This is a genomic window from Streptomyces sp. NPDC089919 (assembly GCF_040684615.1).
In the GTDB taxonomy this organism is placed as follows: Bacteria; Actinomycetota; Actinomycetes; order Streptomycetales; family Streptomycetaceae; genus Streptomyces.
Genome location: NZ_JBFBGK010000021.1, coordinates 54,319 through 67,712 on the forward strand (window position 1 = coordinate 54,319; position 13,394 = coordinate 67,712).

A 13,394-nucleotide genomic window follows, 5' to 3' on the forward strand; every position below is an offset into this window, starting at 1 on the left:
GAGGTATTCCTCCCGGGGGTCCGACCCCCGTTCACCTGCTGCTGCGGGGTCCCCCGTTGCTTCCCCCGCGGAACCGATACTGCGCGGCGGCCGGGGGCGGCGGCGATGGTTTCGGGGTGGGCCGAAACCTCGCGGCCCGAGGGCTCAGGCGCCGCTGTGGAGGAGGTCGACGCCCAGACCGGTGGCCGAGTGCAGGACGGCCTTGCCGTCCCGGACGGTGGTGATCAGCCCGGCCGCGCGCAGCGTGCGGGTGTGCTCGGAGACCGAGGGCAGGCTGATGTCCAGGTCGCGGGCGAGTTCGCTGGTGGTGCGCTGCTCGGTCAGCCGCTGGAGGACGGCCGCCCGGGTCCGGCCCAGCAGGGCGTCCAGCGCGTGGTCCGCCGGCGCGTCCCCGAGCAGCGGCAGGGGGGTCATCGCGGGGTAGAGCAGGAGGTTCACGCCGTCCGGCAGGGCCGCCAGCAGCGGCCGGCCGGTCCACAGCGCGGACGGCATCAGCAGCAGGCCCCGGCCGCCGAGGTCGACCTCGTAGTCCGGGGGCAGCCCCACCTCGAAGACCGTGCCGCTCCAGCGGGCGGCCGGGTGGGTGCTGGCCAGCGCGGCGCGGATGCCGTGGGCGGCCATCAGCCGGGTCCGCCAGGCCACGTCGGCGTGGAAGGACTGCCGGATCCGCGGCCAGTGGGGCGCGACCGCGCTCTCATACCCGGCCCGCAGCGCCGCCTCCAGCACGTCCCAGGCGTCCGGGTCCCGCCGCCACAGCGCCCGCAGCCAGGAGTCCGTCCCGGGCGCCCGGGCGGCGGTGCGCAGCAGCTCGGGGCCGGTCAGCCGGCCGGCTGACGCCCGGACCGCCTCGACGGCCTCGTCGAGGCCGCCGACCAGCGGCTCGACGAAGGAGGGGTTGTCACCGTCCGGACGGAGCAGGTCCAGCAGCGGGCGGACCCGGGCCGGCAGCTCGCGCCCGAGCCGGGCCCGGAAGCGGCCGAAGACCGCCGACTCGTCGGTGCGCTGCCAGGCGACCAGCGCCATGGCCAGCTCCATCAGCGGATAGGGCTCGGCGGCGAAGGTGACGCCGAGCAGGTCCTCCGCACCGAAGTGCACCCGAAGCACGCCGTCCCCCCGTCCCCGGCCCGGTGGCCGGCCCCTCGGTCAGCCGTACATCCGCCGCATCGCGAAGTCGACCATCTGCTCCACGGCCTTGGCGTCGAACACCATCCGGTGGTCGCCCTCCATGTCGAGGACGAAGCCGTAGCCGGTGGGGAGCAGGTCGATCACCTCGGCGCCGGTGATCACGAAGTACTTGGACTCCTTGCCGGCGTACCGGCGCAGCTCCTTGAGCGTGGTGAACATCGGGATCACCGGCTGCTGGGTGTTGTGCAGCGCCAGGAAGCCCGGGTTCTCCCCGCGGGGGCAGTAGACCTTGGACGTCGCGAAGATCTGCTGGAAGTCCTCGGCGGCCAGCTGCCCGGTGGTGAAGGCCCGCACCGCGTCGGAGAGCGACGGCGGGGACGGCTCGGGGTAGAGCGGCTGTTCGGCGTAGCCCCCGGCCATCTGCTGCGGCGGGGGCTGCGGGGCCGCGTACTGCTGCTGCGGCGGCACGTTCTGGTCGTAGCCGTACATGGGCGCAAGAGTACCGAGAGGTGCACTCAGGCAGGACTCGATTGACTCTGGTCACAGTCGTCGAGGAAGGGTTGCTTCTTATTACCCGCGGGTAGCATCATGACGTTACTGATTGGTACGAGTTCGAATCCTGCCTCCCCGAGCCTTACGGAGCCGTCGCAATGGGCCACTACAAGTCGAATCTCCGCGACATCGAGTTCAACCTCTTCGAGGTGCTCGGCCGCGACAAGCTGTACGGCACCGGCCCGTTCGCGGAGATGGACACCAAGACCGCCAAGGACGTCCTGAGCGAGATCGCCCGCCTCGCGGAGAACGAACTCGCCGCCTCCTTCGAGGACGCCGACCGCAACCCGCCCGTCTTCGACCCGGCGACCAACACCGCCCCGGTCCCGGCCTCCTTCAAGAAGAGCTACGAGGCCTTCATGGACTCGGAGTACTGGCGCCTGGGCCTGCCGGAGGAGATCGGCGGCACCACCTCCCCGCGCTCCCTGATCTGGGCGTACGCCGAGCTGCTGCTGGGCTCGAACCCGGCCGTGTGGATGTACTCCTCGGGCCCGGCCTTCGCCGGCATCCTCCACGAGGAGGGCAACGAGGCGCAGAAGAAGATCGCCCAGATCGCGGTCGAGAAGCGCTGGGGCTCCACCATGGTCCTCACCGAGCCCGACGCGGGCTCGGACGTCGGCGCCGGCCGCACCAAGGCCGTGCAGCAGGCCGACGGCTCCTGGCACATCGAGGGCGTCAAGCGCTTCATCACGTCCGGTGAGCACGACATGGAGGAGAACATCCTCCACTACGTCCTCGCCCGCCCCGAGGGCCACGGCCCCGGCACCAAGGGCCTGTCCCTCTTCCTGGTCCCGAAGTTCCACTTCGACTGGGAGACCGGCGAGCTGGGCGAGCGCAACGGCGTCTACGCGACCAACGTCGAGCACAAGATGGGCCTCAAGGCCTCCAACACCTGCGAGATGACCTTCGGCGACCAGCACCCCGCCAAGGGCTGGCTGATCGGCGACAAGCACGACGGCATCCGCCAGATGTTCATGATCATCGAGTTCGCTCGCATGATGGTCGGCACGAAGGCCATCGCGACCCTCTCGACCGGCTACCTCAACGCCCTCGAGTACGCCAAGGAGCGCGTGCAGGGTCCGGACCTGGCCGAGTTCATGGACAAGGCCGCGCCCAAGGTCACCATCACGCACCACCCCGACGTCCGCCGCTCGCTGATGACGCAGAAGGCCTACGCCGAGGGCATGCGCGCCCTGGTGCTCTACACCGCCTCGGTCCAGGACGAGATCGCCCTGAAGCAGGCGGCCGGCGAGGACGCCTCCGCCGCCGTCGGCCTGAACGACCTGCTCCTGCCGATCGTCAAGGGCTACGGCTCCGAGAAGTCCTACGAGCAGCTGGCCCAGTCGCTCCAGACCTTCGGCGGCTCCGGCTACCTGCAGGAGTACCCGATCGAGCAGTACATCCGGGACGCCAAGATCGACACCCTCTACGAGGGCACCACGGCCATCCAGGGCCAGGACTTCTTCTTCCGGAAGATCGTCCGCGACCAGGGCGCGTCCCTGAACCTGCTCTCCGAGACGATCAAGAAGTTCCTCGCGGAGGGCGAGGGCGGCGAGGAGCTGGCCCCGGCCCGCGACGCGCTGGCCCAGGCCGCCGTGGACCTCGAGGCGATCGTCGGCCAGATGATCACCGACCTCACCGCCACCGGCGAGGACGTCAAGAACATCTACAAGGTCGGCCAGAACACCACCCGCCTGCTGATGGCCTCCGGCGACGTCGTGGTCGGCTACCTGCTGCTGCGCGGCGCGGCCGTGGCCGCCGCCAAGCTCGCCACCGCGTCCGCCAAGGACAAGGCCTTCTACCAGGGCAAGATCGCGGCCGCGAAGTTCTTCGCCGGCCAGGTCCTGCCGGGCGTCTCGGTCCAGCGCAAGCTGGCCGAGGCCGTCGACAACACCCTGATGGAGCTCGACGAGGCCGCCTTCTAAGGCCGGCCTTCCGGGCCGCCGGGCAGGCGGCCGCACCGATCAGTCGGTGAGGGGCGTGCGGGGCCGCGGGATCGCGGACCGCACGCCCTTCGTCGGTATCCGGTGCGCGGCCCGCCCGGCGCCGCTGGTCCGTTGTCAGCGGTCCGTGGCAGGCTCGTACGTATGAGTCCACACGAGCAGCCGGGCAGCAGGGGGTACTCCGTCCCGACCGGGCGGCCGTACGCCCTCAAGGAGCTGCAGGCGGCCCTGGGCGCCCTCGGCGACCAGGCCCGGGAGCTGTACGAGACGGCCCACCCGGCCGAGTACGAACCCGTCGCCGACGCCCTGCACGCGGCCTTCCAGACCGCCGCCGGGCTGGCCCCCGCCCGCTCCTACACCGGCTGCCCCGAGCACCCCAACGGCGCGCTGGACCCGGAGGCGCCCGAGGGCTGGGGCCGCTGCCTGATCTGCAACGACCGCCGGCGCCTGGGCCGGCGCGGCCAGGGCGGCGCGCCCCGGCCCGCCGGGGAGCAGCCCCGGCTCGGCTATCCGGTCCCCGACCCGCCCTACACCCTCCAGGGCCTGCGGGACCTGCTGCGCACCGTCGAGGAACAGCGCTTCCACCTGAACCTCTCCTCGCCCGACGCGGACTTCGTCCGGCTGGCGGACGACGTCCACCGCGCGTTCATCGTGGCCCGGGAGCTGTCCCGGCCGCGGGGCGCGTCGGGGTGCACCGAGCACCCGGGCGCCCCCGTCGATCCCGACGCGCCCCCAGGTGAGGCCTGTATCTTCTGCGCCGGACGCAAGCGCCGCTCCCAGCGCTCGCCCGGCACCCCGGAGATGCTGCCGCGCATCCGCCGGGGCGAACGGCGACAGCTGCAGCGGCGCTTCGACCGTCCGACGGGCTGAGTCCGGGCCGTGCGCCGCCCCGCACCATGAGGCGGCGTGCACTGCACCCGCCTCTTCGGCTACCCGCCGCAGTCCGAACATGGCGAACACGACCGTCGTTAAGGTGAACCACATGAGCTCTCCCGCCCGCTTCGACCGCGGCCACACCGACGACCTGATGACCTTTCTGGCGGCGAGCCCGTCGCCGTACCACGCCGTGGCGAACGCCGCCGAGCGGCTGGAGAAGGCCGGCTTCAGGCAGCTGTCGGAGACGGACGCCTGGGACGCGGGTGCCGGCGGCAAGTTCGTGCTCCGCGGGGGCGCGATCATCGCCTGGTACGTCCCGGAGGGCGCTGCGGCCCACACCCCCTTCCGCATCGTGGGGGCGCACACCGACTCGCCCAACCTCCGCGTGAAGCCGCTGCCGGACACCGGCTCCCAGGGCTGGCGCCAGGTGGCCGTGGAGATCTACGGCGGCACCCTGCTCAACACCTGGCTGGACCGGGACCTGGGCCTGGCGGGCCGGCTGACCCTGCGCGACGGCAGCCACCGGCTGGTCAACGTCGACCGCGCGCTGCTGCGGGTCCCGCAGCTGGCCGTGCACCTGGACCGCTCGGTCAACACCGACGGCCTCAAGCTCGACAAGCAGCGCCACATGCAGCCGATCTGGGGCCTGGGCGACGTCCAGGAGGGCGATCTGATCGCCTTCCTGGAGGAGGAAGAGGGCCTGCCGCAGGGCGAGGTGGCGGGCTGGGACCTGATGGTCCACTCGATCGACCCGCCGGCCTACCTCGGCCGCGACCGGGAGCTGCTGGCCGGCCCCCGGATGGACAACCTCCTCTCGGTGCACGCCGGTACGGCCGCGCTGGCCGCGGTCTCCGCGCAGGAGAAGCTCGGCTACATCCCGGTGCTGGCCGCCTTCGACCACGAGGAGAACGGCTCCCAGTCGGACACCGGCGCCGACGGTCCCCTGCTGGGCAACGTGCTGGAACGTTCAGTCTTCGCCCGCGGCGGCTCGTACGAGGACCGCGCCCGCGCCTTCGCCGGCACGATCTGCCTCTCCTCCGACACCGGCCACGCCGTGCACCCCAACTACGGTGAGCGGCACGACCCGACGCACCACCCGCGCGCCAACGGCGGCCCGATCCTGAAGGTCAACGTCAACCAGCGCTACGCCACCGACGGCAGCGGCCGGGCCGTCTTCGCGGCGGCCTGCGAGCGCGCCGGGGTGCCGTGGCAGTCCTTCGTCTCCAACAACTCCATGCCCTGCGGGACCACCATCGGCCCGATCACGGCCGCCCGGCACGGCATCCAGACGGTGGACATCGGCGTGGCCATCCTCTCCATGCACAGCGCCCGCGAACTGTGCGGCGCGGACGACCCCTTCCACCTGGCGAACGCGCTGGTGGCGTTCCTCGCGGAGTGAGCCGCTTAGGCAGGATGCGGAGAAGGCCCCGTCGGTACCACCCGGCGGGGCCTTCGTCCGTCCGTCACCGGCCGCGGATCAGCCCTGGTCCGGCTGGGCGTCCAGGCCGGCCAGCACCAGCGGCAGCCGGGCCGCGCCGCCCGCCGCGACCGTGACCGGCACGCCCCAGTCCTGCTGGTGGACGTGGCAGGCCGGGTATTCGTTCGCGGGGTCGTCGTCGCAGGAGGCGGCCATCGCCGAGACGTGCAGGACGCCCTCGGTGACCCCGTCCGCGAGCACCAGGTCGCGGAAGAGGTCGGTGCCGGCGCCCTCGCCGCCCGCCAGCAGCTCCGGCGGGGTGGAGCTGACCAGCAGGCGGGTGGAGGGGCCGTAGCGGGTGTCGAGCTTCTGCCCGGCCGGGGCCTGGAAGACCACGTCCAGCCGGAGGGTGCCGGGGGCGACCTCGGTGGCGGCGCGCTGCGTGCGGTGCGCGACCCCTTCCACCCGGACCGCCTCCTCGGGCAGCCGGAGCCGGGTCAGCCGGTGCCGGGCGGACTCGACGACCACGATGTCCTCGCCCACCAGCACCGCGGCGCTGGGCTCGCGCAGGTCGGTGGCGAGCGTGCTGACCTGGCCGGTGGCCGGGTCGTAGCGGCGCAGCGCGTGGTTGTACGTGTCGCAGACCGCGACCGAGCCGTCGGGCAGGGCGGTGACGCCCAGGGGGTGCTGGAGCAGCGCCTGGGCGGCGTCGCCGTCGCGGTGGCCGAAGTCGAAGAGGCCGGTGCCGACGGCCGACACGATGCGGAAGGCGTCGGCGTCCTCGCCGTCCCGCTCGACGTAGCGCAGCGCGCTGGTCTCGGAGTCGGCGATCCAGAGCCGGTCGCCGGCCGCGGCCAGCCCGGAGGGCTGCGCGAACCACGCCTCGGCGGCCGGTCCGTCGACCAGGCCCTCGTTGGTGGTGCCGGCCTCGACGCGGACGGTGCCGGTGGCCGGGTCCCAGGACCACAGCTGGTGGACGCCGGCCATGGCGATCCAGACCCGGTCCGCCCACCAGGCCACGTCCCAGGGGGAGGAGAGGTCCACCTCGAGGGCCGGCCCGCTGGTGGGCGAGCCCTGCCACCACTGGCGGCCGGTGCCGGCCACGGTCTCCAGGGCGCCGGTGGCCGGGTCCAGGACCCGCAGCGCGTGGTTCACGGTGTCCGCGACCACGACCCGGCCGTCCGGCAGCAGGGCCAGGCCCTGCGGCTCGTTGAGGCTGTCGGCGCCGAAGCCGCGGCTGCCGGTGCCGATCCGGCGGAGCACGCTCTCGCCGTCCGGGGCCAGCTCCACGAGCTGGTGCCGGGTGGTGTCGGAGACGAGCAGGTTCCCGCCGGGCAGCACCAGCGCCTTGCCGGGGAAGCGCAGGTCGCCGGCGACCGGCTCGGGGGCGACGTACGGGCCGTCGCCGCGCCGCAGGGTGCCCTTGGCCTCGTGCTCGGCCTCCAGCTCGGCGACCAGCTTCTCGATGGCGTGCGCATGGCCCTCGCCGGCGTGCTGGGCGACGACGTACCCCTCGGGGTCGATCACCACGAGCGTGGGCCAGGCGCGCACGGCGTACTGCTTCCAGGTCGCGAGCTCCGGGTCGTCCAGGACCGGGTGCTCGACCCCGTACCGCTCCACGGCGTCCACCACGGCCGCGTGCTCGGCCTCGTGCACGAACTTCGGCGAGTGCACGCCGACGATCACGACGGTGTCCCGGTGCTTCTCCTCCAGCTCCCGCAGCTCGTCGAGCACGTGCAGGCAGTTGATGCAGCAGAAGGTCCAGAAGTCGAGGATCGCGATCTTCCCGCGGAAGTCCGCGAGCGCGAGCTCCTTCCCGCCGGTGTTCAGCCATCCCCCCTTGCCGACCAGCTCAGGAGCACGGACACGGGCACGCTTACGGGGTGCGGGCGCAGGGGTGGGCGCCGCAGCAGCATCGTTCATCCTTCAAGCTTGCCATCCCTCCGATCAGCCCAGGAAGTCGCGCAGGGAGGCCTTGAGGGAGTTCACGAAGCCGTCACGCGTGGCCGCGTCCAGGAGGTCCAGGCTGAGGTACGGGTTGAGGTCTTCGAGTTCGACCAGGAGGAGGGCGCCGTCGGGGGCGCGGCAGGCGTCGACGCGCTGGATGCCGTGGCTGAGGGTGTTCCAGGCGATGAAGGACTCGGCGAAGGCCAGGTCGGCGGGGGTGGGGTGGTAGCGGACCAGCTCCCAGCGGCGGGCCGGGTCGGGGGCGTACAGGGCGTACTGGAAGACGTGGTCGACGTAGTAGAAGGAGACCTCGTACGCGAAGTGGATCCGCGGCTGGATCAGCACCTCGCCGGCCGGGCCGCCCGGGGCGGCCGTGAAGTGCAGGCCTATGGAGTCGGCGCCCTGCTTGGGCTTGACCGCGTACTCGGGGACCGCCGGCAGCAGCGCGAGGTCCGCGGGGTCGTCCACGGTGGGGATCACCGGGTGGCCGGTCCGGGTCAGCTCCAGCAGGTAGTCCTTGCCGGCCATGTCCCCGCGGCCGGTCAGCGGGTTGTAGACCGGCACCCCGGCGGCCAGCGCCCGGGCCCGGAAGTCGTCGTAGGCGGCCTGGTGGCCCAGCACCGGCCCGCTGTTGCGGACCACCACCGCATCGAAGCCGCCCATCAGCTCGGCCGCGTCCAGCGGGTGGCACAGCGCGAGCGGGAACTCCGCCCGCAGCAGCCCGGTCAGCAGGACGTCCTCGTCGCCGTACCGGCGGCCGCGGGCGGGGTAGGTCAGGTCGGTCACGTAGAGGAGGGGCATGGGGCCACCGTAGCCCGGGCAGTGATCACCGCATGAAATACCTCGTACGGGACAAACTCCTCGCGGTCGGCGACGACTACTGGATCGAGGACGAGTACGGGCGGCACGCCTTCCTCGTCGACGGCAAGGCGCTGCGGCTGCGGGACACCCTCGAGATCAAGGACCCGGACGGCCGGATCCTGATCACCCTGCGGCAGAAGCTGCTGAGCCTGCGGGACACCATGACCCTGGAGCGGGACCAGGCCCCGCTGGCCACCGTCCGCAAGAAGCGGCTCTCGCTGATCCGCAACCACTACCGCGTGACCCTGGTCGAGGGCACCGAACTCGACGTGCACGGCCGGGTGCTCGACCGGGAGTTCCGGATCGACTACGAGGGCGAGCTGCTGGCGCTGGTCTCCCGGCAGTGGTTCCACATCCGCGAGACGTACGCCGTGGACGTGATCCGGGAGGACGCCGACCCGGTCCTGCTGATCGCGGTCGCGGTCTGCGTGATCCGGATGGCCGAGAAGGAGCGCGAGGAGGACTGAGCCCGGTCCGGCCCGGACGGGCTACGGCCGGGTGTCGGCGATCAGCTGGAGGAGGTCGCCGAGGGCGGCGCGCTGGGCCGGGTCGAGGGCCTGGAGGGGGTCGGCAGCGAAGGGCATCCGGGCCCGCAGGTCGGCGGCGACCGTCCGGCCCTCCTCGGTGGCCGCGACCACCTTGACCCGCCGGTCGTCCGGGGAGGGGCTGCGCTCGACCAGCCCCCGGGCCTCCAGCCGGTCGACGACCGGGGTGAGGTTCGAGGGCTCGGCGCCCAGCTGCTCGGCGACCTTCCGCATCGGGGTGGGCTCCAGGGCCGCCTGGAGGGCCTTGGCCTGGAGGGGCGTGAGGCCGTGTCCGGCGGCGGCGCTCTCCGACTCGTGGGCGTAGCGGCGGTTGATCGCGGCGAAGAGCGCGATGACTCGCTGGGAGACCTCGTCGGGGCGGTGCGGCATGCCTTCCAATGTAACCGCTCGCTTGACAGCCGCAAATATGCGGGCTCATAGTTATGGAGCCCAATAATTATGGACGGCAAGCATCCGTCGCCCCCAGCGAGAGCAGGCCCCCGATGAACACCACCTCCCCCGCCAAGACCGTCGTGATCACCGGCACCTCCACCGGCATCGGCCTGGCCGCCGCCGTGGCCGCCGCGCGGTCCGGCTGGCACACGGTCGCCACCATGCGCGACACGAGCCGCGCCGGGGCCCTGCGCGAGGCCGCCGCGGCGGCCGGCGTGGCGGACCTGGTCGAGGTCCGGCAGATGGACGTCACCGACCCGGCCTCCGTCACGGCCTGCATCGACGCGGTGGTCGCCGAGCACGGCCGGCTCGACGCCGTGGTCAACAACGCCGGCGCGGGCCACGTCGGGACCCTGGAGCAGGAGACCGTCGAGGACGTCCGGGCCGTGATGGAGGTCAACTTCTTCGGCGTCCTGCACGTCACCAAGGCCGCCCTGCCGCACCTGCGCGCGGCCGGCGGCCGGGTGCTGTCCGTCACCAGCGTCGGCGGCGTGGTCGGCCAGCCCTTCAACGAGGCCTACTGCGCGGCCAAGTTCGCCGTCGAGGGCTTCATGGAGTCGCTGGCCCCGGTGGCCGCCACCGCCGGCGTGGCCGTGACCCTGGTCGAACCGGGCGCCGTGGCGAGCGAGTTCGTCAACAACATCGGGGTGGACGTGGACGCCATGACGGCCGCCGCCGGCCCCTACGGCGACGCCCTGCGCAAGTACATCGGCCACGCCACCGGCTCCTTCGGGGCCGCCCAGACCCCGGCCGAGAGCGTGGTCCCGCTGATCGACGCCCTGAACGCCGACCGCCCGCCGCTCCGCGTCCAGACCTCCGACCAGGCCCGCGCCTTCACCGCCCTCAAGCTCACCGACCAGGACGGCTCCACCGTCCTCGACTTCACCTCGGGCTGGGTTTCGTAACCCCCCGCGGCGGGTCCGGGGTGTGCGGGGACCCGCACACCCCGGACCCGCCCCCTAGACCCGCCCCACCCGCACCCGCGCCGCCCCCTCCGCCTGCAGGGTGATCGCCGTGCTGACCGGGACCTCCTCGGTCAGGGACTCGAAATCGAAGTCGCGGAGGAGGAGGGCCAGGGCGAGGACCGACTCCAGCATCGAGAAGTGCTGCCCGATGCAGGCCCGGGGGCCGCCGCCGAAGGGGAACCAGGCGTAGCGGGCCCGGGCCTTCTCCGCCGCCGGCTCGAAGCGGGCCGGGTCGAAGCGCTCCGGGTCCTCGCCCCAGTAGCGGGGGTGCCGGTGCGTCACCCAGGGCACCAGCAGCACGTCCGCCCCCGCCGGGATCAGCTGCCCGTCGATCTCGGCGGCGGCCACCGCCCGGCGGCCGATCACCGGCGCGGCCGGGTAGAGCCGCATGGCCTCCTTGAGCACCTGCGTGAGGTACGGCAGCGCCTCCAGGTCCGCCGCCCCGGGCGCCCGGTCGCCCAGCACCCGCCGGACCTCCTCGCGGGCCCGGGCCTGCTCCTCGGGGTGCCGGGCCAGCAGGTGCAGCGCGAAGGCCAGCGAGGTGGCGGTGGTCTCGTGCCCGGCCAGCAGGAAGATCAGCACCTGGTCCCGCAGCTCGGCCGCATCGAAGCTGCCGTCCTCGGCGCTCTCCGCGGCGGCCAGCAGGCCCAGCAGGTCCGCCTCCGGCCCCTCGGCCGGTCCGGCCCCGGCGGCCCGCCGCTGCTCGATGATCCGGTCGCAGACCGCGTACAGCCGGGCGGTGGCCGCGGCGGCCCGCCGGTTGTCGGGGGTGGGCCAGGTCCGGGGCAGGCTGACCGGCGCGTAGCCGCGGCGCAGGACGTAGTCCCCGATCACCGGGAAGGACTCCTCGACCACCTGGACGGCCGCGTCCACGTCCGTGCCGAAGAGGATCCGGGCCACCGCCCGGAGCGTGAAGCGGGTCATCTCCCCGACCAGCTCCACCTCCTCGCCCCAGCCGGCCGTCATCCGCTCCGTCTCGGCCACCACCGCGGCCGCGTAGCCGTCCACCCGGCGGCGGGTGAAGAGCGGCTGGACCAGCCGGCGCTGGCGCAGGTAGTCCTCGTCCTGGGCGGTCAGCAGGCCGTTGCCGAAGGACTCCCGCAGTTCCTCGTAGAAGACGTTGTCCTTGCGGAAGTTGGCCGAGTCCGTGGCCAGCACCTTCTGGACGCCCTCCGCGGAGAAGACGGCGTAGACCTCGGCGCGCAGCCCGGGCGGGCCGGCCCAGATCCGCACCACGTCGCCGTGTTCGCGCTGCGCGGCCAGGAAGGTACCGAGGGTGTCCCGCCTCATGTCGAACATCGAGCCCAGGAACGGGAGTCCGGCCGGGCCCGGCACCGTCCGGTCCGTCTCCGCCGTGCGAGTCGCCATCCCTGCCGCCGCCTTCCGCCCCGTGCCGGCCGGGCCTCGCCCCGGCCGGTCCGCGGCGATTGTCCCGCACCCACCGACGGAATGCTCGGCTCCGGCCGGTTCCTGTCCGGATCACGGCCGTGGGCGCCGAAGCGGGCCCCGGCTCAGGGCAGTTGGCGGCTCCACCGGGTCTCCGCGACCAGCGCGGCGACCAGTACGGCCAGCAGCGCGGCCAGTTCCGCCGCGCCGTTGAGCCGGTGCCCCGCCGCGGCCGTGGCCAGCACCCCCGCCAGCGCCGCCGCCCGGTACCGGACCGTCCCGATCCGCAGCACCTTCCGGAAGGCCATGTCCCCGGCCAGGTAGAGCCCCACCCCGCCCGCCAGGGCCAGCGCGGGCCCGCCGGCCAGCGGGTCGCCCAGGTGCCCGAGGGCCTTCTTGACCCCGGCCGCGAAGACCGCGACACCGATCAGCACCGGCACGAAGAAGTAGTAGTACGCGAGCATCGACAGCCGGAACCGCTCGGGCCCGTCGGCCGCCGCCAGGGCCCGCTCGGCCCGGCCCTCGTCCCGGACGAAGTACATCCACCACAGCGCGGAGGCGATGGCCAGCGCCAGGAAGGCGCCCCCGATCAGCCCGGCCGTCAGCGGCATGCCCTGCACGCCGATGCCGATGGCGATCACCGACTCGCCGAAGACGATGAGCAGCAGCAGGCCGTGCCGCTCCACCAGGTGCGCCGCGCTCATCCCGCCGAGCTGCCCGCTGACCGTCTCCTCGGCCACCTCGGGCGCGGTGCCGGCGAACCGCACGATCAGCTGGGTGCTGAACTGGAAGACCAGGGCCAGCACCCACAGCGCCCAGGCCGGCGCCCCGTCGAAGAACCCGGCGGCCAGTACCGACAGCGCGCACAGCAGGTTCGGGGTGGCGAACCAGACGACGCTCCGGCCGTGCGCCTCGCCGTACATCAGGCTGTGGACGAGGGTGACCAGCAGGTAGCCCAGGCCGAAGGGCACCCCGCCGTCGGCGAAGGCGGTGGGCACGGCCAGCGCGCAGAGCAGGAAGCCGCACATGGCGACCATCAGCGACAGCCGACGGCGCGGCCGGTCCGGCGGCACCTGGTTGGTGAGGTGCGCGAAGCCGCCGTACATCCAGAAGAGCACGGCGAAGATCAGTCCCACCCGGGCCAGGCTCGGGAGCGAGAAGTCGTGGGCGAACAGGACGGTCAGCTGGGTGACGGTGAAGACGAAGACCAGGTCGAAGAAGAGCTCCAGGGTCGTGACCCGGCGCTCCTCCTCGACGGTCCCGGCTCTCTCCGTGGTGTGCGCGCCGCCTGGCGCGGCGCTGTCGGTGCTCAACGCGTGCTCCCCCCGAGCAGTGGCCTGCCCCG

Annotated in this window: 12 protein-coding genes; 5 read left to right on the forward strand and 7 right to left on the reverse strand. The window is 73.0% G+C overall.

Annotated elements, in window-relative coordinates; translation table 11 throughout:
- Nucleotides 1-144: 144 nt before the first annotated feature.
- Entirely contained in the window at nt 145-1,104 is a 960-nt protein-coding gene (locus tag AB0O40_RS12105) for a winged helix-turn-helix domain-containing protein (protein ID WP_365038808.1), read from the reverse strand.
- Between the two features lie 39 nt (nt 1,105-1,143).
- A complete protein-coding gene (locus AB0O40_RS12110) occupies nt 1,144-1,614 on the reverse strand; it encodes an SseB family protein (protein WP_365038811.1) in 471 nt (156 codons plus the stop codon).
- 161 nt (nt 1,615-1,775) lie between these two features.
- On the opposite strand from AB0O40_RS12110, the gene AB0O40_RS12115 reads away from it, so the two are divergent.
- From AB0O40_RS12115 to AB0O40_RS12125, 3 genes are all read left to right on the forward strand, one after another.
- Entirely contained in the window at nt 1,776-3,602 is a 1,827-nt protein-coding gene (locus tag AB0O40_RS12115; protein WP_365038814.1) for an acyl-CoA dehydrogenase, read from the forward strand.
- A 162-nt stretch (nt 3,603-3,764) separates the two neighbouring features.
- A complete protein-coding gene (locus tag AB0O40_RS12120) occupies nt 3,765-4,490 on the forward strand; it encodes a hypothetical protein (protein ID WP_365038817.1) in 726 nt (241 codons plus the stop codon).
- A gap of 112 nt (nt 4,491-4,602) precedes the next feature.
- The gene (locus AB0O40_RS12125) at nt 4,603-5,895 is read left to right on the forward strand and encodes a M18 family aminopeptidase (protein WP_365038820.1); all 1,293 of its coding nucleotides are present in this window, start codon (nt 4,603-4,605) and stop codon (nt 5,893-5,895) included.
- 78 nt (nt 5,896-5,973) lie between these two features.
- Here the strand turns inward: AB0O40_RS12125 and AB0O40_RS12130 are convergent, their stop codons facing one another.
- Together AB0O40_RS12130 and AB0O40_RS12135 are read right to left on the reverse strand one after the other, a co-directional pair.
- Nucleotides 5,974-7,836 (reverse strand): NHL domain-containing thioredoxin family protein, encoded by a 1,863-nt coding sequence (locus tag AB0O40_RS12130; RefSeq protein ID WP_365038823.1) that lies wholly within the window; start codon nt 7,834-7,836, stop codon nt 5,974-5,976.
- Nucleotides 7,837-7,860: 24 nt separating this feature from the next.
- Nucleotides 7,861-8,661 (reverse strand): hypothetical protein, encoded by an 801-nt coding sequence (locus AB0O40_RS12135; RefSeq protein ID WP_365038826.1) that lies wholly within the window; start codon nt 8,659-8,661, stop codon nt 7,861-7,863.
- Nucleotides 8,662-8,693: 32 nt separating this feature from the next.
- On the opposite strand from AB0O40_RS12135, the gene AB0O40_RS12140 reads away from it, so the two are divergent.
- A complete protein-coding gene (locus AB0O40_RS12140) occupies nt 8,694-9,188 on the forward strand; it encodes an LURP-one-related family protein (protein ID WP_365038829.1) in 495 nt (164 codons plus the stop codon).
- A gap of 21 nt (nt 9,189-9,209) precedes the next feature.
- On the opposite strand, the gene AB0O40_RS12145 is transcribed toward AB0O40_RS12140, so the two are convergent.
- Nucleotides 9,210-9,635: a MarR family transcriptional regulator gene (locus tag AB0O40_RS12145; RefSeq protein WP_365038831.1), complete on the reverse strand. Its 426-nt coding sequence runs from the start codon at nt 9,633-9,635 to the stop codon at nt 9,210-9,212.
- A gap of 35 nt (nt 9,636-9,670) precedes the next feature.
- Here AB0O40_RS12145 and AB0O40_RS12150 point away from each other — a divergent pair, with 35 nt between their 5' ends.
- Nucleotides 9,671-10,603 carry an SDR family NAD(P)-dependent oxidoreductase gene (locus tag AB0O40_RS12150; protein WP_365038912.1) on the forward strand — a complete coding sequence of 311 codons (933 nt, stop codon included), beginning with the start codon at nt 9,671-9,673 and terminating at the stop codon, nt 10,601-10,603.
- Nucleotides 10,604-10,657: 54 nt separating this feature from the next.
- Here AB0O40_RS12150 and AB0O40_RS12155 read toward each other — a convergent pair whose 3' ends face one another.
- Complete coding sequence (locus AB0O40_RS12155) at nt 10,658-12,031, reverse strand: cytochrome P450 (protein ID WP_365038833.1); 1,374 nt, start codon at nt 12,029-12,031, stop codon at nt 10,658-10,660.
- A 143-nt stretch (nt 12,032-12,174) separates the two neighbouring features.
- Nucleotides 12,175-13,362, reverse strand: coding sequence for a low temperature requirement protein A (locus tag AB0O40_RS12160; protein WP_365038836.1), 1,188 nt, complete (start codon nt 13,360-13,362; stop codon nt 12,175-12,177).
- Nucleotides 13,363-13,394: the final 32 nt, after the last annotated feature.

What these genes read in the sequence shown, in the direction of transcription:
- AB0O40_RS12145 (WP_365038831.1), bottom strand. Translation starts at nt 9,635, where the DNA reads ATGCCGCACCGCCCCGACGAGGTCTCCCAGCGAGTCATCGCGCTCTTC.
- AB0O40_RS12140 (WP_365038829.1), top strand. Translation starts at nt 8,694, where the DNA reads ATGAAATACCTCGTACGGGACAAACTCCTCGCGGTCGGCGACGACTAC.
- AB0O40_RS12120 (WP_365038817.1), top strand. Translation starts at nt 3,765, where the DNA reads ATGAGTCCACACGAGCAGCCGGGCAGCAGGGGGTACTCCGTCCCGACC.
- AB0O40_RS12155 (WP_365038833.1), bottom strand. Translation starts at nt 12,031, where the DNA reads ATGGCGACTCGCACGGCGGAGACGGACCGGACGGTGCCGGGCCCGGCC.
- AB0O40_RS12130 (WP_365038823.1), bottom strand. Translation starts at nt 7,836, where the DNA reads ATGAACGATGCTGCTGCGGCGCCCACCCCTGCGCCCGCACCCCGTAAG.
- AB0O40_RS12125 (WP_365038820.1), top strand. Translation starts at nt 4,603, where the DNA reads ATGAGCTCTCCCGCCCGCTTCGACCGCGGCCACACCGACGACCTGATG.
- AB0O40_RS12115 (WP_365038814.1), top strand. Translation starts at nt 1,776, where the DNA reads ATGGGCCACTACAAGTCGAATCTCCGCGACATCGAGTTCAACCTCTTC.
- AB0O40_RS12135 (WP_365038826.1), bottom strand. Translation starts at nt 8,661, where the DNA reads ATGCCCCTCCTCTACGTGACCGACCTGACCTACCCCGCCCGCGGCCGC.
- AB0O40_RS12110 (WP_365038811.1), bottom strand. Translation starts at nt 1,614, where the DNA reads ATGTACGGCTACGACCAGAACGTGCCGCCGCAGCAGCAGTACGCGGCC.